Below are 13,628 nucleotides of genomic sequence, written 5' to 3'. Positions count from 1 at the left end.
ACTTCCGGACTATCTGCCGACAGAATCGGACCGGCCTTTCGAGGTCGGTCCGTTCTGCTTTGTCAGGGGCTATTGGGGGACCATCGGCATGCTCCGCTTCAAGGCTCGGGTTCCCCGCAAGGTGCTCGCGTTCGGGCTGCCCACCGCCTGGGGAGGGATGGCGATCACCTACAAGCTGACCTGCCCGCTCGCCCAGCAGGACGGCCTCGGTGCGCGGATCGTGACCAGCGCCGTCTTCTTCGCCGTGGGGACCGGGCTGATCCTGCACGTCCGGCGGGCCCTGGTGCGTGAGCTCCGGCAGATGCGCGAGGTCGCCGGTGCCGCGCAGAGCGTGCTGCTGAGGCCATTGCCGCCGCGCATCGACGGGCTGAACGTCGCCGCCGCCCAGCTCTCCGCGGACCGCGGTGCCCGGGTCGGCGGCGACCTGTACGAGGTCATCGCCACCGAGCACGGCGTACGCGCGGTCATGGGTGACGTCCGCGGCCACGGCATCGAAGCCATCGGCACGGTCGCCGCCGTCCTCGGCAGCTTCCGGGAGGCCGTCCACGACGAACCCGATCTGCGCCGGGTGCTGCACCGGCTGGACCGGGCGCTGGCCCGCCATCTGCGCGAGCGGGCACCGGACGAACACCCCGCGGCCGAGGACTTCGTCACCGTGCTGCTCCTGGAGATCGGCCGCGACGGCGAGATCACCGCGCTCAACTGCGGCCATCCCTGGCCGTATCTGCTGAGCGGCACCAGCGTCGAGCCCCTCGCCCGCACCGACCCCCTTCCGCCCCTGGGCCTGTTCCCCCTTCCGACGGAACCGTCCCCGGTGTCCTGCGGCACCCTGTTCCCCGGCGACTCCCTGGTCCTGTACACGGACGGTGTCGAGGACGCGAGGGATGCGAGAGGCCAATTCTTCTCGCTGCAGGCGGCGCTCGCCGGTGTCGTAAGGCAGCACCCGATCACTGCCCAGGCCATCCTGCGCAGCCTGTTCACAGGGGTCCTCCGCCACACAAGGGGCAGGCAGTCGGACGACATGGCGCTACTGGTCCTACGGAACGACCGAGCCCCGATGGAGTGCAACCCCTTAGGGGCGCGGGGAACTGCGCGACCAGCCACAACGAACCCGCAGTCGACCAATTACCTCTAGTGCAACGGCGATCAGTCGCGCTGCCGAGCCGGCGGCGGCCGTCCGCCCCGCCACGGAGTGTCGGGCAGGCAGCTGGGCGGACGGCGCGGAAGCGGGCCGCCGCACTGTACGAGGGGGAGCCGGCGGCCCGGCCGGCCTCTTTGCGAGGCATCTCAGTCAACCGGCAGGAAACTCTCCGCAACAGCGCGCGCACGCTACGGATTCGCGTACTTCGTTCACACCCCGTGTGAACCGGTTCGCACTAGTCTGACGGTCACCGAGGCCACCCGGGGGGCATATATGCAGCCCAACACTCTGCTCGACGCGATCCTGGACGAGGCCGGGATCTCGCACGCGGGGCTGGCAGCACACGTGAACCAGGCGGGGCGGGCGCGTGGGCTCGCGCTGAGATACGAACACACCGCCGTCGCACGGTGGTTGAAGGGGCAGCGGCCCCGCGGTCAGGTGCCCGACCTGATCTGTGAGGTGCTGGCCGGCCGGCTGCACCGTACCGTCACACTCGACGACATCGGTCTCGGCGTCCCCGGTGAGCCCAACTCCGCGCACACCACCACACTGTCCGGCTTCGTCGAGCGGGCCACCGCCCTGTGGCGCTCCGACGAGCAGCAGCGGCCGCACATACTGGGCGCCCCCGCGGTCACCGGCACACCCGCCGTGATGCCGGTGTGGGAGTGGGAGAACCCGCCCGAGGACGTCGACGTCTCACGCGGGGGACGGCACCGGGTCACCTCCGCCGACATCGACATGCTGCGGGCGGCCCGCACCCACTACGAGCAGATGTACCGCAAGGCGGGCGGCATCGCGACCCGCACCCGGATCGTCGGCTTCCTCAACGCCGAGGCCGCCCCGCTGCTGCGCGGCAGCTACACCGACGCCACCGGGCGCCAACTGCACCGGGCCACGGGCGGGCTGGTGGCCATCGCCGGGATCTGCGCCTACGACTCCGACGCGCACGGGCTCGCCCAGCGGTACTTCCATCAGGCGCTGCGGCTGGCGAAGGCCAGTGGGGACCGTGGGCTCGGTGCGTATGTGATCGCGCTGCTGGTCAACCAGGCGCTGTTCATGCGGGAGTTCCGGCAGGCGGTCGCCTTCGCGGAGGCCGCGCTGCGGGCCGCCGGCAAGCACATCACCCCGGCACTCGCCTCCGATCTGTACGCGATGCAGGCGAAGGCGTACGCCCACCTCGGCGACGGCACGAGCGCCCTGTCCTGCATCCGGCGTGCCGAGCAGGCCGCCGAACGCATCCACCGCGGATACGAACCCGACGAAACGGGCTATGTCCAACCCGGCCTCGTCAACGTCCAGGTGGCGGAGGCGCTGCTGAGTCTCGGGGAGCTCGCGGCCGCGGGGGAGCATGCCACGGCCGCCGTCGACAACCCCGCCCACGACCGGGGCCGGGTGCACCGGCTGGCCATGCTCAGCACGATCGAGCTGCGCCAGGGCAACGCCGACAAGGCCGTGGCCACCGCCGTGCAGATGGCCGAGCAGGCGCGGGGAATGGAGTCCCAGCGTCTGCGCGACAGACTCCGGGCGGTACGCGAACACCTGGTGCGCAGCGGTGGCGCGGGCACCTCCGAGGCCGCCGAACTCATCGACGGAGCGCTGCGCGTACCGCTGTAGGCCGGTGCACGCGGGTACTCGAACACCGACACCTCATAGTCCCTGCTGCGATATTGCCACTTACTCGACGGAAGGTGGCAGAACCGTGCAGTGGACGAAACAGAACGAACAAACTGTGTATGAAAACCGCTGGTTCACCGTCAACCTGGCAGACGTGGAGCTGCCCGACGGTCGGCACCTGGACCACTTCCTGATACGGCTGCGGCCGGTGGCCGTGGCCACGGTGGTCAACGAGGCCAATGAAGTGCTCCTCCTGTGGCGCCACCGTTTCATCACCGACAGCTGGGGATGGGAACTCGCGGCGGGCGTCGTCGAGGACGGCGAGGACATCGCCCGGGCGGCCGCCAGGGAACTCGAGGAGGAGACCGGCTGGCGGCCGGGACCTCTGCACCACCTCATGAGCGTGGAGCCCTCCAACGGGCTCACCGACGCCCGGCACCACATCTACTGGGCCGACGAGGGCGAGTACGTCGGGCATCCCGTGGACGACTTCGAGTCGGACCGCAGGGAATGGGTCCCGCTCAAGCTCGTCCCCGACATGGTCGCCCGTGGGGAGGTCCCGGCCGCCAACATGGCGGCCGCGTTACTCCTGCTGCACCATCTCAGGCTCGGCTAGTGCCCAACGGCCTGCCAGATCGCCACGACGAGAGCACCCACGGCGGTGAGGGCGGCGACCGCGGGCAGCGGCCAGCGCGTGTGTTCCAGTGTGTGGATCCGGGTGTTCAGCTCGTCGAGTTCCTTGGCGGTCTCCTCGGTGCGGTGCGTGAGCAGAGTCAGCCCGCCCTCCACGCGGGCGTAGGCGACGTCGAGTCGGCGTCGTAACTCTGCGAGTTCTCCAGATACGACTGGATGCTCGGGATCGGCGGTCACGTGTCCGCTCCTTTCCGTAGTCGTCTCGAATCCCTGGCATGCGCAGGAAAAGTGAACTCGCCTGGTGGACGCATGGGGAGAGTGTGCGAACGGCATATGCGAGCCCGCCGCGCACACGGTGTGTGAATGACGCGGGCCCGGCACCTGTTCGGTGCCGGGCCCGTGTACTTGGCCGGAATCTGACCGACCGTAATCAGCCGTAGGTGTAGAAGCCGGAGCCGGTCTTGCGGCCCAGCCGGCCCGCGTCCACCATGCGCTGTAGCAGCGGGGGCGCGGCGTACAGCGGCTCCTTGAACTCGTCGTACATGCTGTCGGCCACCGAGGCGACCGTGTCCAGGCCGATGAGGTCGGACAGCTTCAGCGGGCCCATGGGGTGGGCACAGCCGAGCTCCATGCCGTTGTCGATGTCCTCGCGGCTGGCGATGCCCGACTCGAACATCCGGATCGCGGAGAGCAGGTACGGGATGAGCAGCGCGTTGACCACGAAGCCGGAGCGGTCCTGGGCGCGGATGGCGTGCTTGCCCAGCAGCTTCTCGGCGAAGGACTGGGCGCGCGCGATCGTGCCCTCGGAGGTGGTGAGCGCCGGGATCAGCTCGACGAGCTTCTGCACCGGGGCCGGGTTGAAGAAGTGCACGCCGATGACCTGGTCCGGGCGCGAGGTGGCGACCGCGAGCTTCACCAGCGGGATCGAGGAGGTGTTGGAGGCGAGGATCGCGTCGGGCCGGGTCACGACCTGGTCAAGGACCTGGAAGATCTCGGTCTTGACCTGCTCGTTCTCCACGACGGCCTCGATCACGAGATCGCGGTCGGCGAACTCGCCGAGGTCGGTGGTGAAGGACAGCCGCGCCTGCGTCTCGTCCCGCTCCGCCTCGCTGAGCTTGCCGCGCTCGGCGGCCTTGTCCAGGGAGTTGAACAGCCGGGTGCGGCCGATCTCCAGGGCCTCGCCGGTGGTCTCGGCGACCTTCACGTCCAGCCCGGCGCGGGCGCACACCTCGGCGATGCCCGCTCCCATCTGGCCGCAGCCCACCACACCGACGCGTGCAATATCTCCGGAGATGCCGGTCACATCGACCCCTTCGCTGATCCACGACTGCGGCAGGTCCGCCGTTGTTCGGCGCCTGCTCCAAACCTGCACGTTACCTTCGGCGGCGCGTGATCGATCGTTCGGGTGCCGCATGAAAGGCTGACGCGGGATCAGGTCCAGAACGTATGGATCCGTCCCGGGGTGGGGCCATTGACCACGGCACACGGAGGTACGAAAAGGATGCGCAACCGGAAGTCATGGCTGTCACGGCGGGCATTCACGGTGACCGCACTGTCGGCACTCGTGGGGTCAGGCGGCGCGATGGCGGCCGGTTCCGCCGTGGCGGACGGAGCCAACCGGAACCGGCGGTGGGCGACCCGCGAGATGCGCGGGGTCTGGGTGGCGACCGTCGCCAACCGGGACTGGCCCTCCAGGCAGGGGCTCAGCGCGGACGAGCAGCGCGCCGAACTGATGGCCCACCTCGACGCGGCCGCGCGCTGCCGGCTGAACACGGTGATCCTCCAGGTGCGGCCGACCGCCGACGCCCTGTGGCCCTCGCCGTACGAGCCGTGGACCCAGGTCCTCACCGGCACCCAGGGCCAGGACCCCGGCTGGGACCCGCTGGGTACGGCCGTGGAGGAGGCTCACGCCCGCGGGCTCCAGCTGCACGCCTGGTGCAACCCTTACCGCATCGCCAACCACACCGACCTCGACCGGCTGGCCGAGACCCACCCCGCCCGCCGGCACCCGCACTGGGTGGTGTCGTACGGCGGCAAGCTCTACTACAACCCGGGGCTGCCCGAGGTCCGGGCCTTCGTGCAGCGGGCCATGCTGGACGCGGTGGCGCGCTACCCCGTCGACGCGGTCCACTTCGACGACTACTTCTACCCCTACCCGGTGGCCGGTCAGAGCTTCGACGACGACGAGGCCTACGACACCTACGGCGGCGGCTTCGAGGCCAGGGCCGACTGGCGGCGGGACAACATCGACAAGCTGATCCTGGAGATGGCGGCCGGCATCAGGGCGATCAGGCCCGCCACGCAGTTCGGCATCAGCCCGTTCGGCGTGTGGCGCAACGCCGCCTCCGACCCGCTGGGCTCCGACACCCGGGGCGGTGTCGAGACGTACGACGACCTGTACGCGGACACCCGCAAGTGGGTGCGCGAGGGCTGGATCGACTACATCTGTCCGCAGCTGTACTGGAACATCGGCTTCGCCGTCGCGGACTACGCCAAGCTCCTGCCGTGGTGGGCCGAGGTCGCGCGGGGGAGCCGGACGCAGCTCTACGTCGGCGAGGCGCTCTACAAGGCCGGGGACGCGGCGCAGCCCGCCGCCTGGCAGGACCCGGCCGAGCTGTCGCGGCACCTCACGCTGGCCGAGGACCACCCGGAGGCACGCGGACACGTCTACTTCGCCGCGAAGGACCTGGCGGCGGACCGGATCGGGGCCATGGCACGGGTGGTCGCCGACCACTACGGGCAGCCGGCGATCGCACCACGCTGATCCGTCGCTCCGGGACTGCGACCGGGCTGCCTCTCGGGGCTACCTCGTCGTCGTCTTCCGGTGACTGTGACGGATCTCGGTGTCGGGGCCGGGGGAGCACAGACCCTCGTGCCCGTCCTCGAAACGGACGCGGTACGGGGGGTTGCCCTCATGACCGAGGACTTCGACGATCTCGCCGACCTTGTCGTGTTGCCCGACCACCCTGCCGTGCTGCACAAGCTGGTCGCCCACGATTGCACGCATCTGTCGGTCCTCCTCACCAGGTGCGGGAGCAGCGGTCCGTGGCCTTGAGTCTACGGCGTGGAGCGGTGGTTGGAAGTGGGTCGTCAGGGCCCGCTCAGCCACGCGCCCGTTGCGTCACGGCGATGCATACGAGTACCGCCGCGGCCGTCAGCGGGGCGGCCACTGTCAGGTGCTCGCCCAGCAGCAGCACCGACCACACCAGTGTGAGCAGGGGCTGGGCCAACTGCAACTGGCTGGCCTTCGGGATGCCGATGGCCGCCATGCCCCGGTACCAGACGACGAGCCCGAGGAACTGCGAGCCCGCCGCGACCCACAGCAGCCCGGTCACACCGTGCCAGGAGAGGTGGACGGCTTCGTGGGACAGGGCCACCGCGGCGGCCGGCACGGTGATCGGCAGGCACAGCACCAGAGCCCAGCCGATCACCTGCCAGCCCGGCATGACCCGGGCCAGTCGGCCGCCCTCGGTGTAGCCGGCGGCGCACACCAGCAGGGCCCCGAAGAGATACAGGTCGGCGGTGGTCAGCGCGCCGCCGCTCTGCTGCACCGTGAAGGCGGCCACCGCGGCGGCGCCCGCGAGCGCCGCCAGCCAGAAGGTCCGCGAGGGGCGGGTGCCGACGCGCAGGGCCGAGAACAGGGCGGTGGTCAGCGGCAGCAGACCGACCACGACGGCCGCGTGCGCGGTGGTCGACGTCTGGAGCGCGAGTGTGGTGAGCAGGGGGAAACCGACGACCACTCCGGCGGCGACCACCGCGAGGCCCGCCCAGTGCCGACGGGCGGGCAGCGGGACGCTCCCCCACGCTCGGCTTCGCTCGCGCGGGGGGACCCCCACCGCGAGCAGACAACCGCCCGCGATGAGCGCGGCGAGCACACTGCGCACGGCGACCAGGGACCAGGGACCGAAGCTCTCCAGCCCCCACGCGGTGGCCGGGAAGGTGAGGGAGAAGGCCGCGACACCGAGGGCGGCCTGGAGCGTGCCGCCGAGGGCCGCGCGCGCCGAAGCGGCCTGCCTGACGGGGGCGACCGAGGCCGGGGCGACAGGGGCGGCCGGGGTGGCGGATGTGGCCGTGGTGGCCGGGGCCGGCTCGGCGGTGACTGCTATCGAGGTCGGGTCGGTAGCGCTATTCTTGGTCCTCATGCAAGAGCGTAGCAGTGTCAGTGAACTGGCGAATCAGCTGCGACGGGAACTCAACCGCTACTCTCCGGGTGGAAAGCTCCCGTCGAGCCGTGCGCTCGTCGAGCGGTTCCGGGTGAGCCCGGTGACCGTCTCCCGCGCCCTCGCCCAGCTGGCGGCCGAGGGCCTGGTGGTCACCCGCCCCGGGGCCGGGGCGTTCCGCGCCGAGCCGCACACACACGTGGACCCCGCCGGGGACACCTCCTGGCAGGAGGTCACCCTCAGCGCGGAAGGCGGGCCGGAGCTGGTCCCGCGCTCGGTGGACGCCTCGGGGGTGCTCGTCTCGCTCGCCGCTCCGCCGCCCGGCGTGATCGAGTTCAACGGCGGCTATCTGCACCAGTCCTTGCAGCCGGAGCGGGCGATGGCCGCCGCGCTGTCGCGGGCCGGGCGGCGGCCCGGAGCATGGGGGAGGCCGCCCATGGAGGGGCTGCCGGAGCTGCGGGAGTGGTTCGCGCGCAGCATCGGCGGGGCGGGCGGCGCCGTCACGGCGGCCGAGGTGCTGATCACCGCGGGCGGTCAGTCGGCGCTGACCACGGCGCTGAAGGCGCTGGCACCGCCCGGCGCGCCGGTGCTGGTGGAGTCGCCGACCTATCCGGGCATGCTCGCGATCGCCCGCGGTGCCGGTCTGCGTCCGGTCCCCGTCCCGGTCGACGCGGACGGGGTGCGCCCTTCGCTGCTCGCCGACGCGTTCCGGGCGACCGGCGCCCGCGTCTTCGTCTGCCAGCCGCTGTTCCAGAACCCGACCGGCGCGATGCTCGCCCCTGACAGGCGCGGCGAGGTGCTGCGCATCGCGCGCGACGCAGGTGCCTTCGTCGTCGAGGACGACTTCGTACGCCGGCTGGTGCACGAGGACGCGGGTCCGCTGCCGCGTCCGCTGGCCGCCGACGACCCGGACGGCGTCGTCGTGCACGTCTGTTCGCTGACCAAGGCGACCTCGCCGAGCTTCCGGGTGAGCGCGCTCGCCGCCCGCGGCCCCGTGCTGGAGCGGCTGCGCGCGATCCAGGTCGTCGACTCCTTCTTCGTGCCGCGTCCCTTGCAGGAAGCGGCCGTGGAGTTGGTCGGCTCGCCCGCCTGGCCCCGTCATCTGCGGTCGATCTCCGCCGAGTTGAAGACCCGCCGCGACACCATGACGGCCGCGCTGTGTCTGGACCTGCCCGAACTCGCCCTCCCGCACGTCCCGTCCGGCGGCTACCACCTGTGGCTCCGCCTTCCTGACGGCACTGGGGGCACCTCCCGGGCTTTCGGCCCTGGGGGAGAGTCGGCGCTGACTGCCGCGGCCCTGCGTGCGGGCGTCGCCGTCACGCCGGGGCGTCCGTACTTCAGCGCGGAGCCGTCGGCCGGTCATCTGCGGTTGAGCTTCGCGGCCGTCGCGGGGCTGGGGGAGATCGCGGAGGGGGTGCGGCGGTTGCGGGCGGCTTGCGACGAAGTGCTTTAGCGCTCCGCTGGGGGCCGGGGGGGGTGTGTGTCGTGCGTCTGCGGCGCCGTCGTGGCTGGTCGCGCAGTTCCCCGCGCCCCTTGGGGGGGTTGGTGGCGGCCGGCGACAACCGCAACCCGGAGGGTGGTCGTGGCGGTCGGCGGCAACCGCTCCCCGGAGGGTGGTCGTGGCGGTCGGCGGCAACCGCTCCCCGGAGGGTGGTCATGGAGGTCGGCGGCAACCGCTCCCCGGAGGGTGGTCATGGCGGCCGGTGAAAATCGGTCGACGTTCGTGCCTTCCTCCTGCGAATCTCGCCGCATGACCGACACCCCGAGCCTCGCCGAGGGCTATGAGATCTCTGTCGACCCGGACCGTATCGACCGGGAGCGGGTCCATCGGTGGCTGTCCACCGATGCGTACTGGGCGCTCGGGCGGGCGAGGGAGAAGCAGGATCGGGCGATCGACGGGTCGCTGAACTTCGGGGTGTACGAGTCGGTCTCGGGGGATCAGGTGGCGTATGCCCGGATCATCACCGACCGGGCGACTTTCGCGTGGCTGTGCGATGTGTATGTGGACCCGTCGGTGCGCGGCAAGGGCATCGGATCGGCGCTCGTGGGGGAGGTGCGGGAGCACCTGCGGCCGTACGGGCTCCGGCGCATCCTGCTCGCCACTCACGACGCGCACGGGGTCTACGCGAAGCTCGGTTTCGCGCCGCTGGAGAACCCGGACCAGTGGATGGCGCTCTACTTCTGACCGCTCGGAGCGCCGTCCCCGTCGGCGGTGCTCCGGACGGGCGTACTTGAAGTTTCCATCTGCTCGTTTTCCAGCCACTTGTCCGCCTGATCCTGACCCCGCAGTAAGCCTTCGTCCACCCTCGGTGACGTCGGCACAACCACTCTTGACCTGGTCACTTCGGCGTCACACCATCACCGCATGTCACTTCGGGTCACGTTCGTCGCCGCCGCGCGCAGCTCCTCGCTGCTCGCGGAGCGCTTCCAGGACGACCGGCCGCTGGACCAGGCCGGCTGGGACGAGGTGCAGAGCGTCGCGCACGGCCTGCTGCCGCTGGCCGCGGCCGAGCTGCGCTACTGCTCGCCGACCCCGCGCAGCCGCGCGACCGGCGACGCCCTGGGCTACGCCCCGCTGGTGCAACTCGCCCTGCGCGACTGTGACATGGGCCGCTGGCAGGGGCTCACGCTCGGCGAGGCGATGGCCCGCGAGCCGGACGCGGTGGACGCCTGGCTGGCCGACCCGCGCGCCACTCCGCACGGAGGCGAATCGCTGCTCGGGTTCATCGGACGCGTCGGAAACTGGCTCGACACCCGGCCCGTGGACGACGGCGATCGTATCGTCGCCGTGGCCGAACCGTCGGTGATCCGCGCCGCCCTGGTCTACGTGCTGAAGGCGCCGCCGTCGACGTACTGGAACATCGACGTGCGTCCGCTGTCGGCGACCACGGTCACCGGTCGCGCGGGGCGCTGGCACCTCCGCTTCGACGCGGGGTCCGGTCAGCGCTCGCGTGCGTAGTCGGTGGTGAGGACCAGCTCCTTGGCCGGTCCGCGCACCCGCCACACCGACCGCCAGTGGTCCGCGTCCCGGACGGTGAACTCGCCCCGGTAGAGGTCGGCCGAGCAGGGGTGATCGGCGACATGGCGGCCGGAGGACAGGTCCAGGTCGTGGAACGGGCGACCGTCGGCGAAGCGCACGTCCGCCGTCCCCGGTGAACTCCCCGGCAGGAAGCGCAGCGTCCGCTCGGCGGGCCGCGGCACGCCCCGCCACACGAACGTGCCGGACTCGCGGTGCAGCAGCCCCCGCGGCAGCCCTCGCGCCAGGCCCTGCGGCAGCCCTTGCGGTGCCCCCTGCGGCAGCCCGAGCGGCGGCTCCACGTCCTCCAGCGGCTCGAAGATCGTCGTACCGGAGAACTCGCCCTCGTCCCCGCTCGCGAGGTCCCGCACCGCCCGCTCGGCGCGCCAGCCTCCGGCCAGATACGCCAGTGCGTCCGGTACCGGCCAGAGCTCGCCCATCCGTTCCACCCTCCCGACCCGCCCGGCTCGTCCGACAACTTTCGAAACCGTGCGAATCGTTGACGCCTCCGAATTCCCCTCCCTATCTTGCCGTTCGAAGTGTTGATCAGTGTCTGATATTTCGAACATCGAGCCGCGGAGTATCCATGTCACGCATCCGCCGGAGATACGGCACGGCCGCCACCGCCCTCCTGGTCGCGGCCGGCCTCGTCCCCACCGCCACCGCGCACGCCGAGGACGTCACCGACTACAGGATCACCGTCGACCCGGCCGCCAAGGGCGCCGCCATCGACGACACGATGTACGGCGTCTTCTTCGAGGACATCAACCGGGCCGCGGACGGCGGTCTGTACGCGGAGCTCGTGCAGAACCGGTCCTTCGAGTACTCCCCGGACGACAACCGGTCGTACACGCCCCTCACCTCCTGGACCGTCGAAGGCACCGGCGAGGTCGTGAACGACTCCGGCCGACTGAACGAGCGCAACCGCAACTACCTCTCCCTGGGTGCCGGTTCGTCCGTCACGAACGCGGGCTACAACACCGGGATCCGGGTCGAGCAGGGCAAGCGGTACGACTTCTCGGTGTGGGCCCGCGCCGGCAGCCGCAGCACGCTCACGGTCGCCCTGAAGGACGCCGCCGGCGCGCTGGCGACCGCCCGCCAGGTGGCCGTCAAGGGTGGCTGGGCCAAGTACAGGGCCACGTTCACCGCGACCCGCACCAGCAACCGCGGCCGTCTTGCCGTCGCGGCGACCGACGCGGCGGCCCTCGACATGGTGTCGCTCTTCCCGCGCGACACCTATCGGAACCAGCAGAACGGCCTGCGCAAGGACCTCGCCGAGAAGATCGCCGCCCTGCACCCGGGGTTCGTGCGCTTCCCGGGCGGCTGCCTGGTCAACACCGGCTCCATGGAGGACTACAGCGCGGCCTCCGGCTGGCAGCGCAAGCGCTCCTACCAGTGGAAGGACACCGTCGGTCCGGTCGAGGAACGCGCCACCAACGCCAACTTCTGGGGCTACAACCAGAGTTACGGCCTCGGCTACTACGAGTACTTCCGCTTCTCCGAGGACATCGGCGCCATGCCGCTGCCCGTCGTCCCGGCCCTGGTGACCGGCTGCGGCCAGAACAGGGCCGTCGACGACGAGGCGCTGCTCAAGAGGCACATCCAGGACACTCTCGACCTGATCGAGTTCGCGAACGGCCCGGCGACCTCGAAGTGGGGCAAGGTCCGTGCCGAGATGGGTCACCCGCGGCCCTTCCGCCTCACGCACCTCGAAGTCGGCAACGAGGAGAACCTCCCCGACGAGTTCTTCGACCGCTTCAAGCAGTTCCGCGCCGCCATCGAGGCCGAGTATCCGGACATCACGGTCGTCTCCAACTCCGGCCCGGACGACGCCGGCACCACCTTCGACACCGCCTGGAGGCTCAACCGCGAGGCGAACGTCGAGATGGTCGACGAGCACTACTACAACAGCCCCAACTGGTTCCTCCAGAACAACGACCGCTACGACTCCTACGACCGCGGCGGCCCTAAGGTCTTCCTCGGCGAGTATGCCTCCCAGGGCAACGCCTGGAAGAACGGCCTCTCCGAAGCCGCCTTCATGACCGGCCTGGAGCGCAACGCAGACGTCGTCAAGCTCGCCTCGTACGCCCCGCTGCTCGCCAACGAGGACTACGTCCAGTGGCGTCCTGACCTGGTCTGGTTCAACAACCGCGCCTCCTGGAACTCGGCGAACTACGAGGTCCAGAAGCTGTTCATGAACAACGTCGGCGACCGGGTCGTCCCCTCGAAGGCCACCACCACACCGGACGTCAGCGGCCCGATCACCGGTGCCGTCGGCCTCTCGACCTGGGCGACCAGCGCCGCGTACGACGACGTGAAGGTCACCGCGGCGGACGGGGCCACGCTGCTGAGCGACGACTTCTCCGGTGACGCCTCGAAGTGGACGCACACCGGCGCCGGCAACTGGAGCGTCGAGGACGGCCAGTACGTCCAGACGGACGCGGCGGCGGAGAACACCATGGTCCAGGCCGGCGACCCGTCCTGGCACGACTACGACCTGCATGTGAAGGCCACCAAGAAGTCCGGCAAGGAGGGCTTCCTCGTCGCCTTCGGCGTCAAGGACACCGGCAACTACTACTGGTGGAACCTGGGCGGCTGGAACAACACCCAGTCCGCCGTCGAGCAGGCCGTGGACGGCGGCAAGGGAACGCTGCTCACCAAGGCCGGCTCGATCGAGACGGGCCGCGCCTACGACATCGACGTCAAGGTGCGCGGCCGCCAGGTCACGCTGTACCTCGACGGCCAGGAGTGGGGCGGCTTCACCGACGACAAGCCGGCCGAGCCGTTCCGGCAGGTCGTCACCAAGGACGCCCGGACCGGTGACCTGATCGTCAAGGTCGTCAACGCCCAGCCGGCCGAGGCCCGCACCGCGATCGACCTGGGCGGCGCCAGGGTCGCCTCCACGGCCCGGGTGACCACCCTCGCCGCCGACCAGGACGCGGTGAACACCGAGACGGACGCACCGGTCACCCCGGCGACGTCCACCTTCTCGCGGGTCACGGACAGGTTCACGTACACCTTCCCGGCGAACTCCGTGACGTTCCTGCGGCTCAAGCAGAGGTGA

Annotated in this window: 13 protein-coding genes; 8 read left to right on the top strand and 5 right to left on the bottom strand. The window is 70.7% G+C overall.

Annotated features, from left to right (window positions below):
- Nucleotides 1-88: 88 nt before the first annotated feature.
- The 3 genes from PGH47_RS08170 (at nucleotide 89) to PGH47_RS08160 (ending at nucleotide 3,371) form a co-directional block, all read left to right on the top strand.
- Nucleotides 89-1,135 carry a PP2C family protein-serine/threonine phosphatase gene (locus PGH47_RS08170; RefSeq protein ID WP_271662864.1) on the top strand — a complete coding sequence of 349 codons (1,047 nt, stop codon included), beginning with the start codon at nucleotides 89-91 and terminating at the stop codon, nucleotides 1,133-1,135.
- A 279-nt stretch (nucleotides 1,136-1,414) separates the two neighbouring features.
- Nucleotides 1,415-2,755, top strand: coding sequence for a hypothetical protein (locus PGH47_RS08165; RefSeq protein WP_030952278.1), 1,341 nt, complete (start codon nucleotides 1,415-1,417; stop codon nucleotides 2,753-2,755).
- 85 nt (nucleotides 2,756-2,840) lie between these two features.
- On the top strand, nucleotides 2,841-3,371 hold the full coding sequence (locus tag PGH47_RS08160) for an NUDIX hydrolase (RefSeq protein WP_030952280.1): 531 nt from the start codon (nucleotides 2,841-2,843) through the stop codon (nucleotides 3,369-3,371).
- Here PGH47_RS08160 and PGH47_RS08155 read toward each other — a convergent pair.
- Complete coding sequence (locus PGH47_RS08155; protein WP_271662863.1) at nucleotides 3,368-3,625, bottom strand: hypothetical protein; 258 nt, start codon at nucleotides 3,623-3,625, stop codon at nucleotides 3,368-3,370. The two genes, PGH47_RS08160 and PGH47_RS08155, sit on opposite strands and share 4 nt — an antisense overlap.
- 193 nt (nucleotides 3,626-3,818) lie before the next feature.
- Nucleotides 3,819-4,691, bottom strand: a complete 873-nt coding sequence (locus PGH47_RS08150; RefSeq protein WP_271662862.1) for a 3-hydroxybutyryl-CoA dehydrogenase — start codon at nucleotides 4,689-4,691, stop codon at nucleotides 3,819-3,821.
- Nucleotides 4,692-4,889: 198 nt separating this feature from the next.
- Between PGH47_RS08150 and PGH47_RS08145 the strand changes: the two genes are divergently transcribed.
- Nucleotides 4,890-6,152, top strand: a complete 1,263-nt coding sequence (locus tag PGH47_RS08145; RefSeq protein ID WP_271662861.1) for a glycoside hydrolase family 10 protein — start codon at nucleotides 4,890-4,892, stop codon at nucleotides 6,150-6,152.
- 39 nt (nucleotides 6,153-6,191) lie between these two features.
- On the opposite strand, the gene PGH47_RS08140 is transcribed toward PGH47_RS08145, so the two are convergent.
- Nucleotides 6,192-6,395 (bottom strand): DUF1918 domain-containing protein, encoded by a 204-nt coding sequence (locus tag PGH47_RS08140; protein ID WP_271662860.1) that lies wholly within the window; start codon nucleotides 6,393-6,395, stop codon nucleotides 6,192-6,194.
- A 94-nt stretch (nucleotides 6,396-6,489) separates the two neighbouring features.
- Nucleotides 6,490-7,530: a DMT family transporter gene (locus PGH47_RS08135; protein ID WP_271662859.1), complete on the bottom strand. Its 1,041-nt coding sequence runs from the start codon at nucleotides 7,528-7,530 to the stop codon at nucleotides 6,490-6,492.
- Between PGH47_RS08135 and PGH47_RS08130 the strand changes: the two genes are divergently transcribed.
- From PGH47_RS08130 to PGH47_RS08120, 3 genes are all read left to right on the top strand, one after another.
- Nucleotides 7,529-9,001 (top strand): aminotransferase-like domain-containing protein, encoded by a 1,473-nt coding sequence (locus PGH47_RS08130; RefSeq protein ID WP_271662858.1) that lies wholly within the window; start codon nucleotides 7,529-7,531, stop codon nucleotides 8,999-9,001. The genes PGH47_RS08135 and PGH47_RS08130 overlap by 2 nt on opposite strands.
- A gap of 297 nt (nucleotides 9,002-9,298) precedes the next feature.
- Nucleotides 9,299-9,733 carry a GNAT family N-acetyltransferase gene (locus PGH47_RS08125; RefSeq protein ID WP_271662857.1) on the top strand — a complete coding sequence of 145 codons (435 nt, stop codon included), beginning with the start codon at nucleotides 9,299-9,301 and terminating at the stop codon, nucleotides 9,731-9,733.
- Nucleotides 9,734-9,913: 180 nt separating this feature from the next.
- A complete protein-coding gene (locus PGH47_RS08120) occupies nucleotides 9,914-10,507 on the top strand; it encodes a histidine phosphatase family protein (protein ID WP_271662856.1) in 594 nt (197 codons plus the stop codon).
- Here the strand turns inward: PGH47_RS08120 and PGH47_RS08115 are convergent.
- Nucleotides 10,489-11,004, bottom strand: coding sequence for a DUF6314 family protein (locus tag PGH47_RS08115; protein WP_271662855.1), 516 nt, complete (start codon nucleotides 11,002-11,004; stop codon nucleotides 10,489-10,491). The genes PGH47_RS08120 and PGH47_RS08115 overlap by 19 nt on opposite strands.
- Before the next feature lie 146 nt (nucleotides 11,005-11,150).
- On the opposite strand from PGH47_RS08115, the gene PGH47_RS08110 reads away from it, so the two are divergent.
- Complete coding sequence (locus PGH47_RS08110; RefSeq protein ID WP_271662854.1) at nucleotides 11,151-13,628, top strand: alpha-L-arabinofuranosidase C-terminal domain-containing protein; 2,478 nt, start codon at nucleotides 11,151-11,153, stop codon at nucleotides 13,626-13,628.

The sequence above is a fragment of the Streptomyces sp. HUAS 31 genome, from assembly GCF_028198125.1.
GTDB lineage: Bacteria > Actinomycetota > Actinomycetes > Streptomycetales > Streptomycetaceae > Streptomyces > Streptomyces chartreusis.
Note: the sequence above shows the minus strand (reverse complement) of the source record. Positions and strands in the feature narration are given on the sequence as shown.

Bases quoted from the DNA above. Each gene is read 5' to 3' on its own strand.
- PGH47_RS08165 (WP_030952278.1), top strand. From the start codon at position 1,415: ATGCAGCCCAACACTCTGCTCGACGCGATCCTGGACGAGGCCGGGATC.
- PGH47_RS08135 (WP_271662859.1), bottom strand. From the start codon at position 7,530: ATGAGGACCAAGAATAGCGCTACCGACCCGACCTCGATAGCAGTCACC.
- PGH47_RS08110 (WP_271662854.1), top strand. From the start codon at position 11,151: ATGTCACGCATCCGCCGGAGATACGGCACGGCCGCCACCGCCCTCCTG.
- PGH47_RS08145 (WP_271662861.1), top strand. From the start codon at position 4,890: ATGCGCAACCGGAAGTCATGGCTGTCACGGCGGGCATTCACGGTGACC.
- PGH47_RS08140 (WP_271662860.1), bottom strand. From the start codon at position 6,395: ATGCGTGCAATCGTGGGCGACCAGCTTGTGCAGCACGGCAGGGTGGTC.
- PGH47_RS08125 (WP_271662857.1), top strand. From the start codon at position 9,299: ATGACCGACACCCCGAGCCTCGCCGAGGGCTATGAGATCTCTGTCGAC.
- PGH47_RS08170 (WP_271662864.1), top strand. From the start codon at position 89: ATGCTCCGCTTCAAGGCTCGGGTTCCCCGCAAGGTGCTCGCGTTCGGG.
- PGH47_RS08130 (WP_271662858.1), top strand. From the start codon at position 7,529: ATGCAAGAGCGTAGCAGTGTCAGTGAACTGGCGAATCAGCTGCGACGG.
- PGH47_RS08115 (WP_271662855.1), bottom strand. From the start codon at position 11,004: ATGGGCGAGCTCTGGCCGGTACCGGACGCACTGGCGTATCTGGCCGGA.
- PGH47_RS08120 (WP_271662856.1), top strand. From the start codon at position 9,914: ATGTCACTTCGGGTCACGTTCGTCGCCGCCGCGCGCAGCTCCTCGCTG.